This window comes from Paenibacillus sp. J31R34 (assembly GCF_059383715.1).
In genome coordinates, this window is the sequence record NZ_JBXENU010000010.1 from 33,832 (window position 1) to 48,601 (window position 14,770).

A 14,770-nucleotide genomic window follows, 5' to 3' on the forward strand; every position below is an offset into this window, starting at 1 on the left:
GCGCTTCTGAGCGAAGCGCCCTCTCTATTAAGCAAGCATGATGCCTTGCGAGAGGCCGCCCTGAAAGTAGTGTTTCACTACTGAGAGGGCGGCCTCCTTTTTTTTCGAATATAGGAAAGTATATCTTAATGTAATACGTTCTCTATATTTCTCGGACTGAAACGCGCCGCGCCGCCAAAGGATGCCGGCAGCCGTTTCACCTTGCTTAACGAATAAATGATGGCTGCCATTGTTTACGATACGCAAGCGGCGTCATACCCTCCCTCCCCTTAAACAAATTGATAAAATGGCTGACGTTGTCGATTCCCACAAGCGGGGCGATTTCGGCTATAGGCTGATCCGAATATTTTAATAGCTCCTTTGCTTGTGAAATGCGAATGCCAATGACATATTCGTGAGGAGAGAAGCCTGTATAGCGCTTAAATTGCTTGGCGAGATGGTATTTGCTCACCGCATGCTGGCGCGCGAGTTGATCGAGCGTCAATTTCTGTGCATAATGCTGCTCTATTTCCCCAATAGTAGCGAAAATATAGGGCGGCAGCTCTGCGCTTGGCAGCTCCGGTTCGTGCGCTGCAAGCAGCACCTCGGTTAAAAGCTCAGCAAGCAGCAGTGAGCTGGCGAGCTCTGTGCGGGTGCTTTTTTGCTGATTTATTTGCAGCAATTGCTTGAGGCAGGCCTCAGTCCGGCAATTTGCTTGAAGCGTAATGACTGGGGAACTCCCCACGGCAAATTGCTCATAATATTCATGCGTGGTGCTGCCGCTGAGGTGTACCCATAAAAGCTCCCAATTGCCGCCGGCAGCGGCATCTGCGGCATAATGCTGGTAGCTCATGCAATCGATGAAAAACAACTGATGGGGCCGCAGCTCATAAGTGACGTCACGGTACGTCAAGCGTCCTGCACCCGCGAGCGTATAGACGAGCAGAAACGATTCAAGCTGCTCCCGCTCGGTATAATAAGGGGAGAATGCTTGAAAATGTCCAATTTCCTGAATGTAAAAAAGAGCAGATTTTGCGAATGGGGATGGAGTGGCGGCTAGGCGGACGGATTCAGGTGTCCAGGCATGAATGGCTTTTTCACGATAAGCAGGCATGGATGAATACCTCCCCAAGATTGTATTATTTTTGAACAACTTTATTTGATGTTTATTATAATGTAAGCCGTTACAATAGTCATATAAAACATGATTATAGCCGAGAGGATGATCCGTCATGACACTGCTGACACCGATTAAGCCTGCCCGTAAACCGAAAATTGGCTTGTATTCCGTAGGATTGCGAGCTTATTGGGAGCAGTTCCCCGGCCTGCGCGAGCGCCTTGAGCAATATGGAACGTTTATTGCGCAGAAAATCGCCCAATGGGGCGAAGTATTCCATTATGGCTTGGTGGATACGGAAAGCGAGGGGCGCAAGGTGGGAGAATGGCTTAATATGCAAAATGTAGATTTGGTTTTCTGCCATGCCGCCACGTATTCGACCAGCTCGACGGTACTGCCTATCCATCAAATTAATAAAGCGCCTGTCGTGTTCCTTAATTTGCAGCCGACTGAGCGAATGAATTATGACAGCTCGACGACAGGAGAATGGCTGGCGCATTGCGGCGCTTGCCCGGTTCCCGAGTTTGCGAATGCCTTTAATCGAGCGGGAATTCCCTTCAAAGTCGTGAATGGCCTACTCGGGCTTGATTATACGCCGGAAATTTCGCTTACGAATGAGGTGACTAGCGAACGCAAGGAAGCCAAACGCGCATGGCTGGAAATTGAACAATGGGTAAGGGCTGCTGCTGTTCCACGCACGCTGCGCCACGGCCGTTTTGGCTTCCTCGGCAATACGTACAGTGGAATGCTGGACATGTATAGCGATTTTACGATGATTCAGGCTCAGACCGGCCTTCATATTGAAGTGCTGGAAATGTGCGATTTGGATCGCATGCTAAAGGCGATTACGCCGCAGGAAACGAAGCGCAAGCTGGATGAAGTACTGGCAATGTTCCAGCTCAGCGGCGACTCCCCTTCTGATCCGATTGCGAGAAAACCGACGGAGGAGCAGCTTGAATGGTCATGCAAGGTTGCGGCTGCACAGGAAAAGCTGGTGCGCGAATATGATCTTGATGCACTAACCTATTATTATCATGGTGCGCCAGGCAGCGAATACGAGAAGCTGCAAGGCGGTTTTATCGTAGGGCATTCTTTGCTGACAGCCAGAGGTATTCCTTGCTCAGGAGAAGGAGATTTGAAGACGGCCATCGCTATGAAAATATGCGATATTCTCGGTACAGGCGGGAGTTTCGCGGAAATCGTCGTCGTCGATTACGTTGACGAGACGATTTTGCTCGGGCATGATGGGCCGTTCCATGTGGCGATATCCGAGGGTAAGCCGATTTTGCGCGGCATGGGTATGTATCATGGCAAGCAAGGAACGGGCGTATCCGTTGAAGCGAAGGTGCAGACGGGACCGATTACGACGCTCAACCTAACCCAGACAGGCGATGGCAGGCTAAAGCTGATCAGCAGCGAGGCGGAGTCAACCAACGGCCCAATTATGCGCATCGGCAATACGCAGACGCCAGTGAAGTTCAAGCTGCATCCGGATGATTATATGTCAAAATGGTTTGCCGAAGCGCCAACCCATCACTGCGCCATGTCTATTGGACATAACGCCGCGCTGTTCAGCAAGGTTGGGGAGCTTATGCGGATTAAGCATGTGGCGCTCTAGCTAATTAGATCATCAAAAAAGGAGCCTCACCGATTGGTGTGGCTCCTTTTTTAGTATTTCGATTAAACTTTCGGTGCCTCAAGCTGAGCCTCAATGCCTTCCTTCGCTTCTTCGGCTTTCTCAGTAACAGCGTTGATGACATGTTCGGTGCTTTCCTTCGCATGGTCGGCTATGTCAGAGGCCTCATCGCGAACGGTGGTGGCGAGATTTTGCGTTTTATGGCCTATAGTTGAAACGAGATCGCTCGTTTTCTCGCTAATGTTGGAAGCTAGGCGACCTGTTTTTTGTGATAAATCGGAGCATGTATTGGAAAGAGATTTTCGCAGCTCGGAGCCTGATTTTGGAGCAAGCAGCAGGGCCGACAAAGCACCGAGCGCACCTCCAATCAGAATTCCCGCGAGCAGTCCGTTTGATTTTGCTTCGTTTACAGGGTTTGACATATTAATCCTCTCCTCTTATCTGGTTATCGTCTCTCATGTCATTAAGTAACCCGCCTAGCAAGTTTTGAAACAATGGTTAAAATGAATGGCAGCGAAACACTCTTTATGGAAGGATCATTATTTATAGGATTGGAAAGGCATATTCGTATATGATATAACTACTAGAGCGTTTCACTTTGAAAAAAAAGGTTGATTAACTTGTAGCAACGAAAGGAGCGCGAGCATATGCGAATTGCAATTGTGGACGACAACGCTACGAATTTGCTCATTATAGAGAAGATCTTGCAAAAAGCCGGATATACGAAATTAGCAACAGCCTCCTCAGCAATGGAGCTGTTTGATATTTTGGAGCTAGATGAGCCGAATGCAACGGAACCGCCGGTTTCTCTCATTCTAATGGATTTAATGATGCCGGGCATCGATGGCATTGAAGCGTGCAGGCGCATTCAGGAAAGCGAGCGCTACCGCGATATACCGGTTATTTTTGTTACGGCGCTTGGGGATTCAAATAAGCTGGCGGAAGCGCTGGACGCGGGAGCGATCGATTATGTCATGAAGCCGATCAATAAAGTCGAGCTGCTTGCCCGCATCCGCTCAGCGCTTCGTCTTAAATATGAAAAGGATTGGCATAAGGAGCGCGATCAGCGAATTTCCTTCGAGCTGAATTTGGCGAAGCAGGTGCAGCGCAGCATACTTAGCGATCCGATAGACAATGATCGGGTCAAAATCGATGCGATTTATCGGCCATCCTCTGAGCTGGCAGGCGACTTTTATGCCTGGTACTGCTTAGGCGGCGGAAAATATGGCGTTATTTTGCTTGATATGATGGGCCATGGCATTTCTTCCTCGCTCGTATGCATGTATATTTATTCGGCGCTGCAGGATACGATTAAAAGCATTTCCGATCCCGAGCTCGTCGTGCTTGAGCTGAACCGGAGAATGATGCAGCTGCAGGGCTCGAATCAACTGATGAACTATTATTTTACCGCCATCTATTATGTGCTGGACACGAACGAGCAGACGATTGAGTATGTCAATGCGGGGCATCCCGCTGGTATCGCTTTTGTGGATCAAAAACCGCAGCTGCTGACGGAAGGCTGCTGCGCGTTAGGATTTTTTGATAACATTGAAGTGAAAAAAGGCACGATTGCTTATCGAAATCAGGTGAAAATCGTGCTCTATACCGATGGCCTGCTCGATCAGCTCGCCAAAGGACAAGAGGATGATGTCCAGCAGCTGCAAGCAAGGCTGGGTGAAAATGGGGAACAGCTCGAGGATCATGTGCTGAATCTGTTCGAAGGCTTGGGACAGGTAAGCCAGCAGGATGATATTTGCCTCGTTACGGTCGAAACAAAAGCGAAGGCGTGATAGAAGTACAAGCGAGATAGACATAGAAAAAATTTTGAAATCATGGCCCGCGAGCTGTTTCAATCATTCCCAAACGGTTTAATATAAGGATATCTGACTATTTCAGCAGATGCTGGTTTTGTATGAACAGCATGATCGGCTGCCTTTCACTTTATTGCAAACGTAGGCATGGTAAATGTAATAGTCGCTTTCATCCCGCGAGCGGCAAGCGGGCAGCCGATCTTCAAGATCGGCTGCTCTCCGCTTGTGCAGTGACGGTGTTATTGATATGATCTACTTAAAATTTGCCTTGGGAGTGTGTTCAATGACGTTAAACAAATTTCAGGCAGTTATTCATGAAACGGATAGCGCGATAATTGTACAAGTAGGCGGTGAGCTTGATTTGGCCGCAGCGCCTGAGCTGCGCTCCCTGCTCGAAACGGTTGTCAATCGTACGGATAAAACGCTTGTTCTTGATACGGAACGCCTTGCTTATATTGATAGTACAGGTATCGGCATCGTTGTGTCGGTCATTAAAGCGCGTGATGAGAAGAAAGCAGAATTTATCGTTAAAAATATTCCAAGAAGCATTAAGCGGCTATTTGATATTACCGGTATTTCAGGCTATATCAATGAAGGGACCGTAAGCTAAGGATGAAGCGTATTGTGATGCAAATACCGGCGGACGCACAATATTTGGATATCGTCAGGCTTAGCCTATACGGTATTGCTTCTAAAATGGGTTTTTCGTTTGAGGATATCGAGGATATGAAGGTTGCTGTTGGAGAGGCTTGCAATAACGCTGTTTTGCATTATACGCCAGATCAAGCGGGCGAGCGGGAAGCGTCTGATGCCGTTCAAGCAGCGGAGGACGAGCTTCAAATTTTAGTTGAATTTGAAGTGCTGCCAGATCATTTGACGATTAAAATTACGAACAGCGGAGCAGGCTTTGAAGCTGGCGCCTGTATGGAAAAGGCCGGGCCGCTTGAAGGTGAAGACGCGAGCGGTTTGGAAGTTGGCGGACTTGGCTTGTATTTAATGCAGGCGTTAATGGATGAAGTTAATATACATTCCGCTGAAAGCACGCAGGTCATCATGACCAAGCGTCTTCTGCCGCTGCAATAACACATAACCACGACTAAGGCATGGGACGCCCCGGCAAGTCGTGGTTTTGTTTTTTTATATTGCTAGCCGGCTGCTGTTTCATTCCTTGTGGAGCAGGGTAACTTAAACGTAACAAGAAGCACAAGGAAAGTAAGGGGGCTATGCTTATGCTATGGGAGATAGGGGTTTTGATAGCAGCAATTGCTTTTGCCATACTCGTTTATTATGTGATAGAGGCGCTTAGATCACTTAAGTATTCACTTGATGAAATGAGGGTAACTTTAATCGAAGTGAAGCATGAGATATCGGCAATCGGTACAGAGGTGAAGAGTGTCGTTCAAACCACGAACTCTGTTGCGGATGATGTAAATATGAAGCTCAAATCGCTTGATTCGCTGTTCGGATCACTTGATGATGTGGGCCATGTCGTTCAGGAAGCGACCTCGGCGGTTAAGGAATCGGCGGTTGCACTCATTTCCTCTGTGAAATCAGGGCAGAAGCTGCGGAAGGAAAGAGCCGCTGTACAAGCCGAAGCGGAAGCAGCAAGACCGAAAGTGGCAGTAAATAACACAAAGACGGAATTACTTGCCCAAGGAGCAACGCTTGCAGCGAAAGTACTGCAGCTGCTCGTAGAGCGTAAAGCTGCTGCAGGAGCCGCAGAAAGTGTATCTGGACCAGCTGGTATGCATAATACGGCTTCAAGCAGACAGTAAACAGACCGTTAGCAGCATGACGCACAAAACATAACATCTTACTGTAGAAAGGAAAGAATGGCTGATATGAAAACATCGGTGCAGTTGACAATTCCAGCGGAGGCAGATTATCTCGATATTGTAAGATTGACCTTATATGGTCTGGCCGTTAAATTAGGCTTTGAATATGAGCAAATTGAAGATATGAAGGTAGCCGTAGGCGAGGCGTGCAATAACGCGATTATACATGGTTATGAGCAGCTTGGCTCTGGCGAGCTGCAAGTGAATTTTGAACAGCAGCTCGACGGCTTGAAAATTTGTATTCGTGACAATGGCACCAGCTTTAATTATGAACAGGCTGTCAACCGTACAGCGGGGGCGCTCCATACGACGAGACTAAGCGATGCTCCAATTGGCGGACTTGGCCTGTATATGATGCAGGCGCTTATGGATCATGTGGAAGTGAATACGACTAGCGGTACGGAGGTCATTCTTACCAAACTGCTTGGCAGAAAAGAGGAGATGGCATGAGTACAAAACCCTCCTCCAAAGCTCCAAGTGAAATAGCCGCTTTCATGCAAACCTACCGTGATGAAGGTTGTAATGAAGCGGCTACGGCGCTTCTGGTGCATTATGAGGATATCGTTCGAATGGCTGCTGGCAAAATGTCTCGCAGCCGCCCGGATTTATATGAGGATTTATATCAGGTGGGCCAAATGTCGCTGCTGCGGCTCTTTAAACAATACGATCCTTCAATCGGTATTCCGTTTGAAGGTTATGCGATGAAAAGCGTCATCGGCAATTTGAAAAATTATTTGCGTGACCGCTCTTGGTATATTCAAGTGCCTAGACGTGTAAAGGAAAAAGGCAGCATGCTTCAGCATGCGATAGATGAGCTGACGGTAAAGCTGGAACGCTCGCCGAAAGTGGAGGAAATCGCGGCCCATCTGGAGCTTACGCAGGAAGAGACGATTGAAATCTTGGCAGGACGTGATTATTACCATTACACGTCTCTAGATACACCGCTCACCAGCGAAGGGGATGGTGCTTCGATTGGCGATCTCATCGCTAATCCGTCCGATGAATTTAAAGCGCTTGATATGAAGCTGGATATAGGGGAAGCGATGAAAAGCCTCAAGGAAGAAGAACAGACCGTCATCCATTTAATCTATCAGGAAGGCCAGTCGCAGCGCATGATAGCCGACAAGCTGGGAGTCTCGCAAATGAGTGTTTCCCGGATTCAGAAGCGCGCGATTGAGAAGCTGCGGGCATGGCTGTAAGTTCATCTTGGGTGCCTCGTTTCTTGCCATACTCTAAGCAATAATGATAGAGTTATAGGTATGGTTGGAATGGAGGAATGACTTATTTGGCGTTCGATGCGCTTTACGATAAGAGCGAAAATTTTATTAGGCTACCTTAGCATACTACTATGTTTAGCTGTTGCTATTGTTATTATTGTTGTGCGTATAAATGCTTTGCAGAGCGAAATCAATTTCATAGCAGATCACGATATTACGGTTCATGAAATGGTTGATCAGCTTGAAATTAATATGCTTGATATGCAAAATGGGCAGCGGGGTTACGTTATCAGTGGTGACGAAAAGTATTTGGTTCCTTACAATGATGCTACTTTAGTATGGGGAAGCAATTATAATAAGCTGCATGAGCTATTGAATGATAATCCTACCCAACAGGCGAATTTAGAGGAAATTAAAGCGAATATCGAGCAATGGGGCAAGTTTGCAGGGCAGCCCGTTGTTCAACTGCGTAAAGAAAACAAGATGGATGCGATCCGGACCTATTATGCGAGTGATCTGGGCAAGGAAATTGTCGAAAAGGTGCGTACCCAACTGGATCAGCTTCGCACTTCGGAGAAGGAGCTAACGAAGCTAAGAGTGGAGACGCTCTCACAAAATAATCGCAATTTGCAATATGTGCTGTTTATTGCCTTTGCCTTAGTGACGATAAGCGCGATTGCTGCTGCTATATTCGTCTCAGGTGCCATTGTTCGTACGATTAAGGATGTCAAACATACGATTCGCAGCATCATCGCTTCAGAAGGTGATATTAATGAGCGGATTCGCGTGAATACGAAGGATGAAATTCGCGAGCTGGCCGAGGCGACCAATGAATTGCTGGACAACGTCAATGAAGAAAGCTGGGTACAGAAGCGTACCGTGGAGGTAGCGGATATGTATCAGGGCTTTAAGCATATTGCTGATCTGTCCGAAGCGTTTGTTTATCAAGTAACGCCGATGGTTGATGCTACTTATAGCGCTATTTATTTGCGCCATGTACAAAATGGCGTGACTACCTATGTGAAGACGGCTTCTTTTGCCGGGCATGAGCATGCCATAGAAGCGGCTGTAAGCTTCAAGCCCGGAGAAGGAATTGCTGGTCAATGTGTCGTTGACAAACGGCTGTATCATTTGACAGATTTGCCGATGGGATATGTTAAAGTCCGCTCTTCCTTAGGGGAGGCTTCTCCTCGAAGCTTGCTGGTGGCTCCGATTTTCTTCGAGGGTAAAGTGCTGGCGGTTGTGGAATTTGCCTCTTTAGGAAGCTTCGATGACAAACATCTTACGCTTATTAAAGCGCTGCAGGAAAGCCTTGGCGTAGCTATAAACAGCGTCGTAGGACGTATGGAAATCGAGCGTCTGCTTAATGAATCACAAATGCTGACCGAGGAGCTTCAGGCGCAGTCTGAGGAATTGCAGGCACAGTCTGAAGAAATGCAAATGCAGCAGGAGCAGCTGCGCCTGACGAACGATTATTTACAGGAGCAGCGGGACTTGGCGGAGCAGCGCAACAGTCAGCTGGAGCAGACGAAGCATGAGCTTGAGGATTATTCCGAGAAGCTTGTCCAGAGCTCGCAGTACAAGACGGATTTTCTGGCCAATATGTCACATGAGCTGCGTACGCCGCTTAACAGCATTTTAATTTTGTCGCAGATGCTTTATGAGAATGAAAATAAGACGATGACGGAGGAAGAACAGCATTATTCCCACGTCATTCATTCGGCGGGCAAGGATTTGCTCAGCCTGATCGACGATATTTTGGATTTATCGAAAATCGAAGCCGGTAAGCTTGAAGTGACGATTGACGAAGTGAATATGACAGAAATTCCAATGTTGATGCGCCAGTTATTCGATCCTGTAGCCGAGAAAAAACAGCTTTCCTTCGTTACTGGCTTCGATGAGCAAGCGCCGCCTATTATTTCGACGGACGGTCACCGCTTGCAGCATATATTAAAAAATCTGCTGTCCAATGCGTTCAAGTTTACAGATAGAGGTTCCGTGCGCCTCAGCGTTTCTCCTGTTGAACAATCAAGAATACTTGAGCTTTATAATGGCGAGGCTCCATCGGATACGATGATTGCGATTTCGGTAAGCGACAGCGGCATTGGCATTTCGCCAGACAAGCAAGCCATTATATTCGAAGCGTTCCAGCAAGCGGATGGCACAACGAATCGCCAATATGGCGGTACGGGCTTAGGCTTATCCATCTGCCGTGAATTTACCCGCCTTCTGGGAGGCAGGCTACAGCTTGAGAGCGTGGAGGGCGAGGGAAGTACGTTTACGTTGTTTTTGCCAAGCTTAAGTGAAGAATTCGTAGCGTTCAGCCAGGAAATGCTGAATAGTCGTGACCAGTCGGCGGCTGGTGCCAATACCGTAATATGGCTTGCATCTGATGCTGCTGGAGGCGATTCTAAGCAACAGGATGTAGAAGAGCTTAGCGAGGAAGAGACGGCACAGCTTAAAGCTCATATAGAGGATACGCGGCTATTTGAAGGAAAACGGGTGCTGCTCGTTGATGACGATGATCGCAATGTATTTGCGCTCAAGACGGCGCTTACCAGTAAAGGGGTTATCGTGGAATCAGCGAGCAACGGCAAGCTCGGCCTGGAGCTTTTGAATAAACAACCTGATTTTGATATTATTCTTATGGATATTATGATGCCGGTTATGGATGGATTGGAAGCTATACGCAGCATTCGCAGCAATCCATTGCTGAAGGAGCTGCCGATTATTGCACTCACAGCGAAAGCAATGAGGAATGATCGGGAACGCTGCATGCAGGCGGGCGCCTCGGATTATATTAGCAAGCCGCTCCAAATGGAGCAGCTTTACTCGCTGCTGCGCGTATGGATGACGAAGCAGGAGGGCCGATGAATCAAGAAGTGGAAAACGTAGAGCTGGAATTATTTTTAGAAGGCATCTACCGTTATTATGGATTTGACTTTCGGCATTATATTCGTTCGTCGCTCTTGCGCCGGATTCAAAATCGGTTGCGTATTGAAGGAATTCCTACGATTACAAGACTGCTCGAGCAGGTGCTTCGTGATAAAGAAATGCTGGACAAGGTGCTGCATGATTTCTCTATTAGAGTGACCGAGATGTTTCGGGACCCTGGTTTTTTTCGTGCCCTGCGGCAAGAGGTAATTCCTTATTTGCGGGGACTTCCGGAAATTAGAATTTGGCATGCCGGCTGTGCGACAGGCGAAGAGGTTTATTCAATGGCAATTTTGCTCAAAGAGGAGGGCCTCACCCAGCATAGCAAAATTTATGCGACCGATATGAGTGAGAGCGCGATTGAAAAGTGCCAGCGCGGTGCTTACCCGCTCAAGCAAATGCAAATCTATACGAAAAATTATATGGAAGCAGGCGGTATGAGCGCATTTTCCGAATATTATCAAACGGATCATCAATATGCTTATTTTTTGCCTGAGCTGCGGGATAATATTATGTTCGCCCAGCATAATTTGGTGACGGACGGCTCGTTCAATGAATTTCACCTCATTCTTTGCCGCAATGTGATGATTTATTTCGATACGACCCTGCAGCAGCAAGTCCATAAGCTGTTTTACAACAGTTTGGCGGCGGAGGGGTTTCTCGGTTTGGGCAATAAGGAGTCCATTGTCCAGCTCGATAAGCATTTGAAATATGTCGAATTTAACCCGAATGAGCGGATTTATCGCAAACCAACATTAAGTGGAGATGCCGTAACATAAGGTATATTATTGAAAGAGCGGCTTGTCTGCTCTTTTTTTGTGTTATATAATTTTTTTGCCAATAGGTAAAAAAGGCAGGGATGCTATCAAAGATTGTCGAATACTTTAGGAGAAATGGGCTAGTGATGAATCTTCGAAGCTTTGAGGTGCAGGAATGAGAGAAGTATTGAGATACACAAGGTTCATCGTATTATTCTTCGTTTTATCCATCTGTTTAATGGTTCCTCGAGCTTTTGCGAGTCCTCCTCCTCCACCAATAACACATATTGATCAGTGGTATATTCAATGGCTAGATGAGGCAAGTCAGGAGCCGGTGCTCGCAGATGTGATGGATCAAGAGCACAATGATAGATGGATCTGGTCAACAGGCAATGATCGGGTAACCACCAAGCCGGACGGCTTTAACTCCGCCTGGATCAAGATTGAGGTTCCAGATTTGAAGTGGGAAAATCCAGGTATTATGCTGGACGTGAACTTTGCACAGCAAATTCGTATATTTAACGATGGTTATCTTATATATGAGGATGAGCGCAACTACGGCTATGAGACGAACAATATTTTGCTGAAGCTGTCTCCTCATTATTATAATAAGCCGATATACATATATTTAAAAGGCAACGCAGATGCAAGCTCGCTAGGAATCGAGGGCAGCGTGAAGCTTGGCGATTTCCAAAACATGAATTCCAAATATTTACAGAAAAATATTTTGGATATCATTTTGGGCGGCACACTTGTATTTGTATCGATTTCATTACTTATATGTATGCTGTTTGTGAATAAAATATATTGGCCAGGCTGGAATTCGTTATGTCTCCTGATGCTGTCGCTTGGGGTTATGACTTTGACGATTTCTCCGTATTTGTATGCGTTTTTCGGCAAATCCAGCCGAGTGTATTATTATTTATTTGATATATCCTCAACGTTTATTATGACCTGGATCTTTTTGTTTTTTGAGCAAATTATCGGGAAAGGCACAAGCCGAATATTAAAATATGGTTTGCGCGTCCAATTAGTCATCTCCATCGGAAGCATCGCGTGGCTGCTGCTGAGCATCCTGCTAGGCGGAGGGATTTTGCATTATTATGAGAGCATCGTGCCACTCATCTTCGCATCGTCCGTCATGATCGGCAACATCATCTTAATTTCGGTGCTTGCGCTTTATTGTATGAAGCGAAACCGGGAAAGTATTATTATTTCTACAGGTTTTGCGCTGTTTGCCCTAACAGTGGTATCGGAGCTGGTCATTTATTTTACACACAAAGATTATGAAATGTTTTATTGGAAATGGGGAACGCTGTTTTTCATTTTCTCCTTAATTGTGGTGTTGATCCGGCGGATTATTAATAACTATGAGCAAATGCTGCTGTATTCCCGAAAGCTGGAAGTATTCAATAATGAGCTGCAGCGTTCTGAGAAAATGGAAATCATTAGCCAGCTCGCCGCATCGGTTGCACATGAAGTGCGCAATCCGCTGCAGGTGACACGCGGCTTTCTCCAGTTAATTGGCCATCGTTCTGCCGATCAGAAGGATAAAAATTATATGCTGCTGGCTATCGACGAGTTGGATCGCGCCTCCAGCATCATTACGGACTTTTTGACCTTTGCCAAGCCTCAGGTCGAAATGACGACTATATTGAATATTGCCGAGGAATTGGGACAAATCGAAGCGATATTATCTCCGCTTGCTACGATTCAAGGTGGGGAACTGCGGGTGGAGTCGAATTTTGAGCTGTATGTGCGGGGAAATTCCTCTAAGTTCAAACAAGCGATTATTAATATTGTGAAAAATAGCATAGAAGCGCTGCCGACAAAGGGAAGCATCGACATTATTGCCTATCAGGAGGATTCCACCGTCATTATTCGCATTAGCGATAATGGAGTAGGGATGGAGGAGAGCGAGCTGGAAAGATTGGGCGAGCCGTATTTTTCCAATAAGTCCAAAGGTACAGGTCTTGGGCTGATGGTCACCTTCCGCATTATTGAAGTGATGAACGGTCGGATCTATTTTAACAGTATTAAAGGAGTAGGCACGGAAGCGTTCGTAAGTTTGCCTATAGCGGAAATTCAATAAAAGCGCCTTGCCGTCCTGGCAGGGCGCTTGATTTATGACTGTACGTAGAGGCTTACTTCCAAGGTGGGGATGCGACAGCTGCTTGGGAGCTATCAGCAGGACTGACAGGGATAACGAGATAATAGCTGTTAGTCTGTTCTTCTACTGCTTTTACTTCAACGCCTTCTGGAATTTCAACTTGAAACGCCTCTTTAATAGCGGCACGTGGATCAGCCAGGAGCTGCTTCTTGAAAGCCTCATCTTCCCATGCTTTCTGAATAATTTGCTGTCGTAAATTGTTTTCGCTGCTCATACTGTTCCACCTTTCTAGTATTATGTATAAGTTCCATTTACATATTGTAACATGAAATTTCGACAAAAACTACTATATATTTTCAGAAAATACTAATGAATAGCAGCTTTTTTAGCGAATTTTGTCATGATAGTGTTTGAAAGAGTCCGCCCTCCATCTGTTTTTTTCGACTGAGCTCTATATTTTGAGCATCATTTGCGAGAGAAGCGGTTATGGAGGCATGAAACTCCAGTAAATAACCAGCCTTAAGGCCTAATTGTTGATGGGCTTGCTCAAATTGGCAAGCGAGCTCTACATAGTCCGTTAGTAGCCCCTGCACATATATCGCTTTTCTCACTTTACTGACTGTAATCGGCGACTGCTCTGGCCATCTATTCCTGAATAACGCTAGCAATCCATTGTAGCTTCCATCGGCCAAATCAGCTTCCCAGTCCGTCCAATCATCGGCCATTTGAAGCGCAACGAGGACATAATCAACAGCCTGTTCGACTGCTGGTATGAAGGCGTGCTGGCCCGAGAGGAGCAAGGCTCCGGTGCTGGCTATTTTCACGAGTGACGATTTTAAAGCGGTGCGAAGCGGATCGGTATTGAAATAATCGCTCTCGGACTCTTGGGCCACGCCAAGCGACCAATCGGCCATGTAGCGGTCGTAATACTCCCAAAACTTAGAGTCAGAAGTGTGCATACGGTGCAGAACACCGTACATCTGCGTATAAAATAAATGGCTCAAAGCCAGCTTCTGTCTGCTTTCCGAACTCCCCGTATCCATCACTTCATCCACAATGAAAAAATGCAGCATGCCAAATAAATTGGCAAGCGCAAGCTGCTCGCATTGCTCCTTGGTCACATCGGCCATTTCCGTCATCCAATAGGGCAGCAAATAGCCGAGATAGTTCTGGCTGCCGCTGCGATGCAGAGGATTAATATGCATGATATACGCTTGTCCCGTTTGATTTAGCGGTGCGGGGAATTTTGCCGTTATTTGCTGTGCTTTGGAGAAAACAGCCTGAAGGCTGGCTTCAAAATGGGTGATAAATGGCATGGGGTAAGAGTCCTCTTATCTTTATATAATAGGCTTAAAGGCACATAAAATAATTTG

14 protein-coding genes are annotated in these 14,770 nt (G+C 46.6%); 10 read left to right on the plus strand and 4 right to left on the minus strand.

The genetic code is table 11. The features are described from left to right. Positions 1-205 precede the first annotated feature (205 nt). Positions 206-1,093, minus strand: coding sequence for a helix-turn-helix domain-containing protein (locus AC50YG_RS24435; RefSeq protein ID WP_494830508.1), 888 nt, complete (start codon positions 1,091-1,093; stop codon positions 206-208). A gap of 118 nt (positions 1,094-1,211) precedes the next feature. Between AC50YG_RS24435 and AC50YG_RS24440 the strand changes: the two genes are divergently transcribed. After that, complete coding sequence (locus AC50YG_RS24440; protein WP_494830510.1) at positions 1,212-2,714, plus strand: hypothetical protein; 1,503 nt, start codon at positions 1,212-1,214, stop codon at positions 2,712-2,714. Between the two features lie 62 nt (positions 2,715-2,776). Here the strand turns inward: AC50YG_RS24440 and AC50YG_RS24445 are convergent, their stop codons facing one another. Further along, positions 2,777-3,154 carry a YtxH domain-containing protein gene (locus AC50YG_RS24445; protein ID WP_494830512.1) on the minus strand — a complete coding sequence of 126 codons (378 nt, stop codon included), beginning with the start codon at positions 3,152-3,154 and terminating at the stop codon, positions 2,777-2,779. Between the two features lie 225 nt (positions 3,155-3,379). Between AC50YG_RS24445 and AC50YG_RS24450 the strand changes: the two genes are divergently transcribed. From AC50YG_RS24450 to AC50YG_RS24490, 9 genes are all read left to right on the plus strand, one after another. Continuing rightward, positions 3,380-4,522, plus strand: coding sequence for a PP2C family protein-serine/threonine phosphatase (locus AC50YG_RS24450; RefSeq protein ID WP_473756300.1), 1,143 nt, complete (start codon positions 3,380-3,382; stop codon positions 4,520-4,522). Positions 4,523-4,826: 304 nt separating this feature from the next. Then, the gene (locus tag AC50YG_RS24455) at positions 4,827-5,153 is read left to right on the plus strand and encodes an STAS domain-containing protein (protein ID WP_046229046.1); all 327 of its coding nucleotides are present in this window, start codon (positions 4,827-4,829) and stop codon (positions 5,151-5,153) included. A 17-nt stretch (positions 5,154-5,170) separates the two neighbouring features. Next, positions 5,171-5,626, plus strand: coding sequence for an ATP-binding protein (locus AC50YG_RS24460; protein WP_494830960.1), 456 nt, complete (start codon positions 5,171-5,173; stop codon positions 5,624-5,626). A 146-nt stretch (positions 5,627-5,772) separates the two neighbouring features. Next, on the plus strand, positions 5,773-6,318 hold the full coding sequence (locus tag AC50YG_RS24465; RefSeq protein WP_494830515.1) for a DUF948 domain-containing protein: 546 nt from the start codon (positions 5,773-5,775) through the stop codon (positions 6,316-6,318). 57 nt (positions 6,319-6,375) lie between these two features. Beyond that, complete coding sequence (gene rsbW, locus AC50YG_RS24470) at positions 6,376-6,828, plus strand: anti-sigma B factor RsbW (protein ID WP_341279434.1); 453 nt, start codon at positions 6,376-6,378, stop codon at positions 6,826-6,828. A gap of 44 nt (positions 6,829-6,872) precedes the next feature. Further along, positions 6,873-7,577, plus strand: a complete 705-nt coding sequence (locus AC50YG_RS24475; RefSeq protein WP_237163518.1) for a sigma-70 family RNA polymerase sigma factor — start codon at positions 6,873-6,875, stop codon at positions 7,575-7,577. 195 nt (positions 7,578-7,772) lie between these two features. Next, the gene (locus AC50YG_RS24480; protein WP_494830517.1) at positions 7,773-10,469 is read left to right on the plus strand and encodes a CHASE3 domain-containing protein; all 2,697 of its coding nucleotides are present in this window, start codon (positions 7,773-7,775) and stop codon (positions 10,467-10,469) included. Beyond that, positions 10,442-11,308 carry a CheR family methyltransferase gene (locus AC50YG_RS24485; protein WP_473756297.1) on the plus strand — a complete coding sequence of 289 codons (867 nt, stop codon included), beginning with the start codon at positions 10,442-10,444 and terminating at the stop codon, positions 11,306-11,308. Before AC50YG_RS24480 ends, AC50YG_RS24485 begins: the two co-directional genes overlap by 28 nt. Positions 11,309-11,462: 154 nt before the next feature. After that, positions 11,463-13,379, plus strand: coding sequence for an ATP-binding protein (locus AC50YG_RS24490; protein WP_494830520.1), 1,917 nt, complete (start codon positions 11,463-11,465; stop codon positions 13,377-13,379). A 52-nt stretch (positions 13,380-13,431) separates the two neighbouring features. On the opposite strand, the gene AC50YG_RS24495 is transcribed toward AC50YG_RS24490, so the two are convergent. Together AC50YG_RS24495 and AC50YG_RS24500 are read right to left on the minus strand one after the other, a co-directional pair. Then, positions 13,432-13,671, minus strand: a complete 240-nt coding sequence (locus tag AC50YG_RS24495; RefSeq protein ID WP_056037153.1) for an NHLP leader peptide family RiPP precursor — start codon at positions 13,669-13,671, stop codon at positions 13,432-13,434. 124 nt (positions 13,672-13,795) lie between these two features. Beyond that, on the minus strand, positions 13,796-14,713 hold the full coding sequence (locus AC50YG_RS24500) for a class 1 isoprenoid biosynthesis enzyme (protein WP_494830522.1): 918 nt from the start codon (positions 14,711-14,713) through the stop codon (positions 13,796-13,798). Positions 14,714-14,770: the final 57 nt, after the last annotated feature.

Coding starts and splice junctions, on each gene's coding strand:
- AC50YG_RS24495 (WP_056037153.1), bottom strand. CDS start 13,671: ATGAGCAGCGAAAACAATTTACGACAGCAAATTATTCAGAAAGCATGG.
- rsbW (WP_341279434.1), top strand. CDS start 6,376: ATGGCTGATATGAAAACATCGGTGCAGTTGACAATTCCAGCGGAGGCA.
- AC50YG_RS24460 (WP_494830960.1), top strand. CDS start 5,171: ATGCAAATACCGGCGGACGCACAATATTTGGATATCGTCAGGCTTAGC.
- AC50YG_RS24475 (WP_237163518.1), top strand. CDS start 6,873: ATGCAAACCTACCGTGATGAAGGTTGTAATGAAGCGGCTACGGCGCTT.
- AC50YG_RS24450 (WP_473756300.1), top strand. CDS start 3,380: ATGCGAATTGCAATTGTGGACGACAACGCTACGAATTTGCTCATTATA.
- AC50YG_RS24445 (WP_494830512.1), bottom strand. CDS start 3,154: ATGTCAAACCCTGTAAACGAAGCAAAATCAAACGGACTGCTCGCGGGA.
- AC50YG_RS24485 (WP_473756297.1), top strand. CDS start 10,442: ATGGATGACGAAGCAGGAGGGCCGATGAATCAAGAAGTGGAAAACGTA.
- AC50YG_RS24455 (WP_046229046.1), top strand. CDS start 4,827: ATGACGTTAAACAAATTTCAGGCAGTTATTCATGAAACGGATAGCGCG.
- AC50YG_RS24500 (WP_494830522.1), bottom strand. CDS start 14,713: ATGCCATTTATCACCCATTTTGAAGCCAGCCTTCAGGCTGTTTTCTCC.
- AC50YG_RS24440 (WP_494830510.1), top strand. CDS start 1,212: ATGACACTGCTGACACCGATTAAGCCTGCCCGTAAACCGAAAATTGGC.
- AC50YG_RS24490 (WP_494830520.1), top strand. CDS start 11,463: ATGAGAGAAGTATTGAGATACACAAGGTTCATCGTATTATTCTTCGTT.
- AC50YG_RS24435 (WP_494830508.1), bottom strand. CDS start 1,093: ATGCCTGCTTATCGTGAAAAAGCCATTCATGCCTGGACACCTGAATCC.
- AC50YG_RS24465 (WP_494830515.1), top strand. CDS start 5,773: ATGCTATGGGAGATAGGGGTTTTGATAGCAGCAATTGCTTTTGCCATA.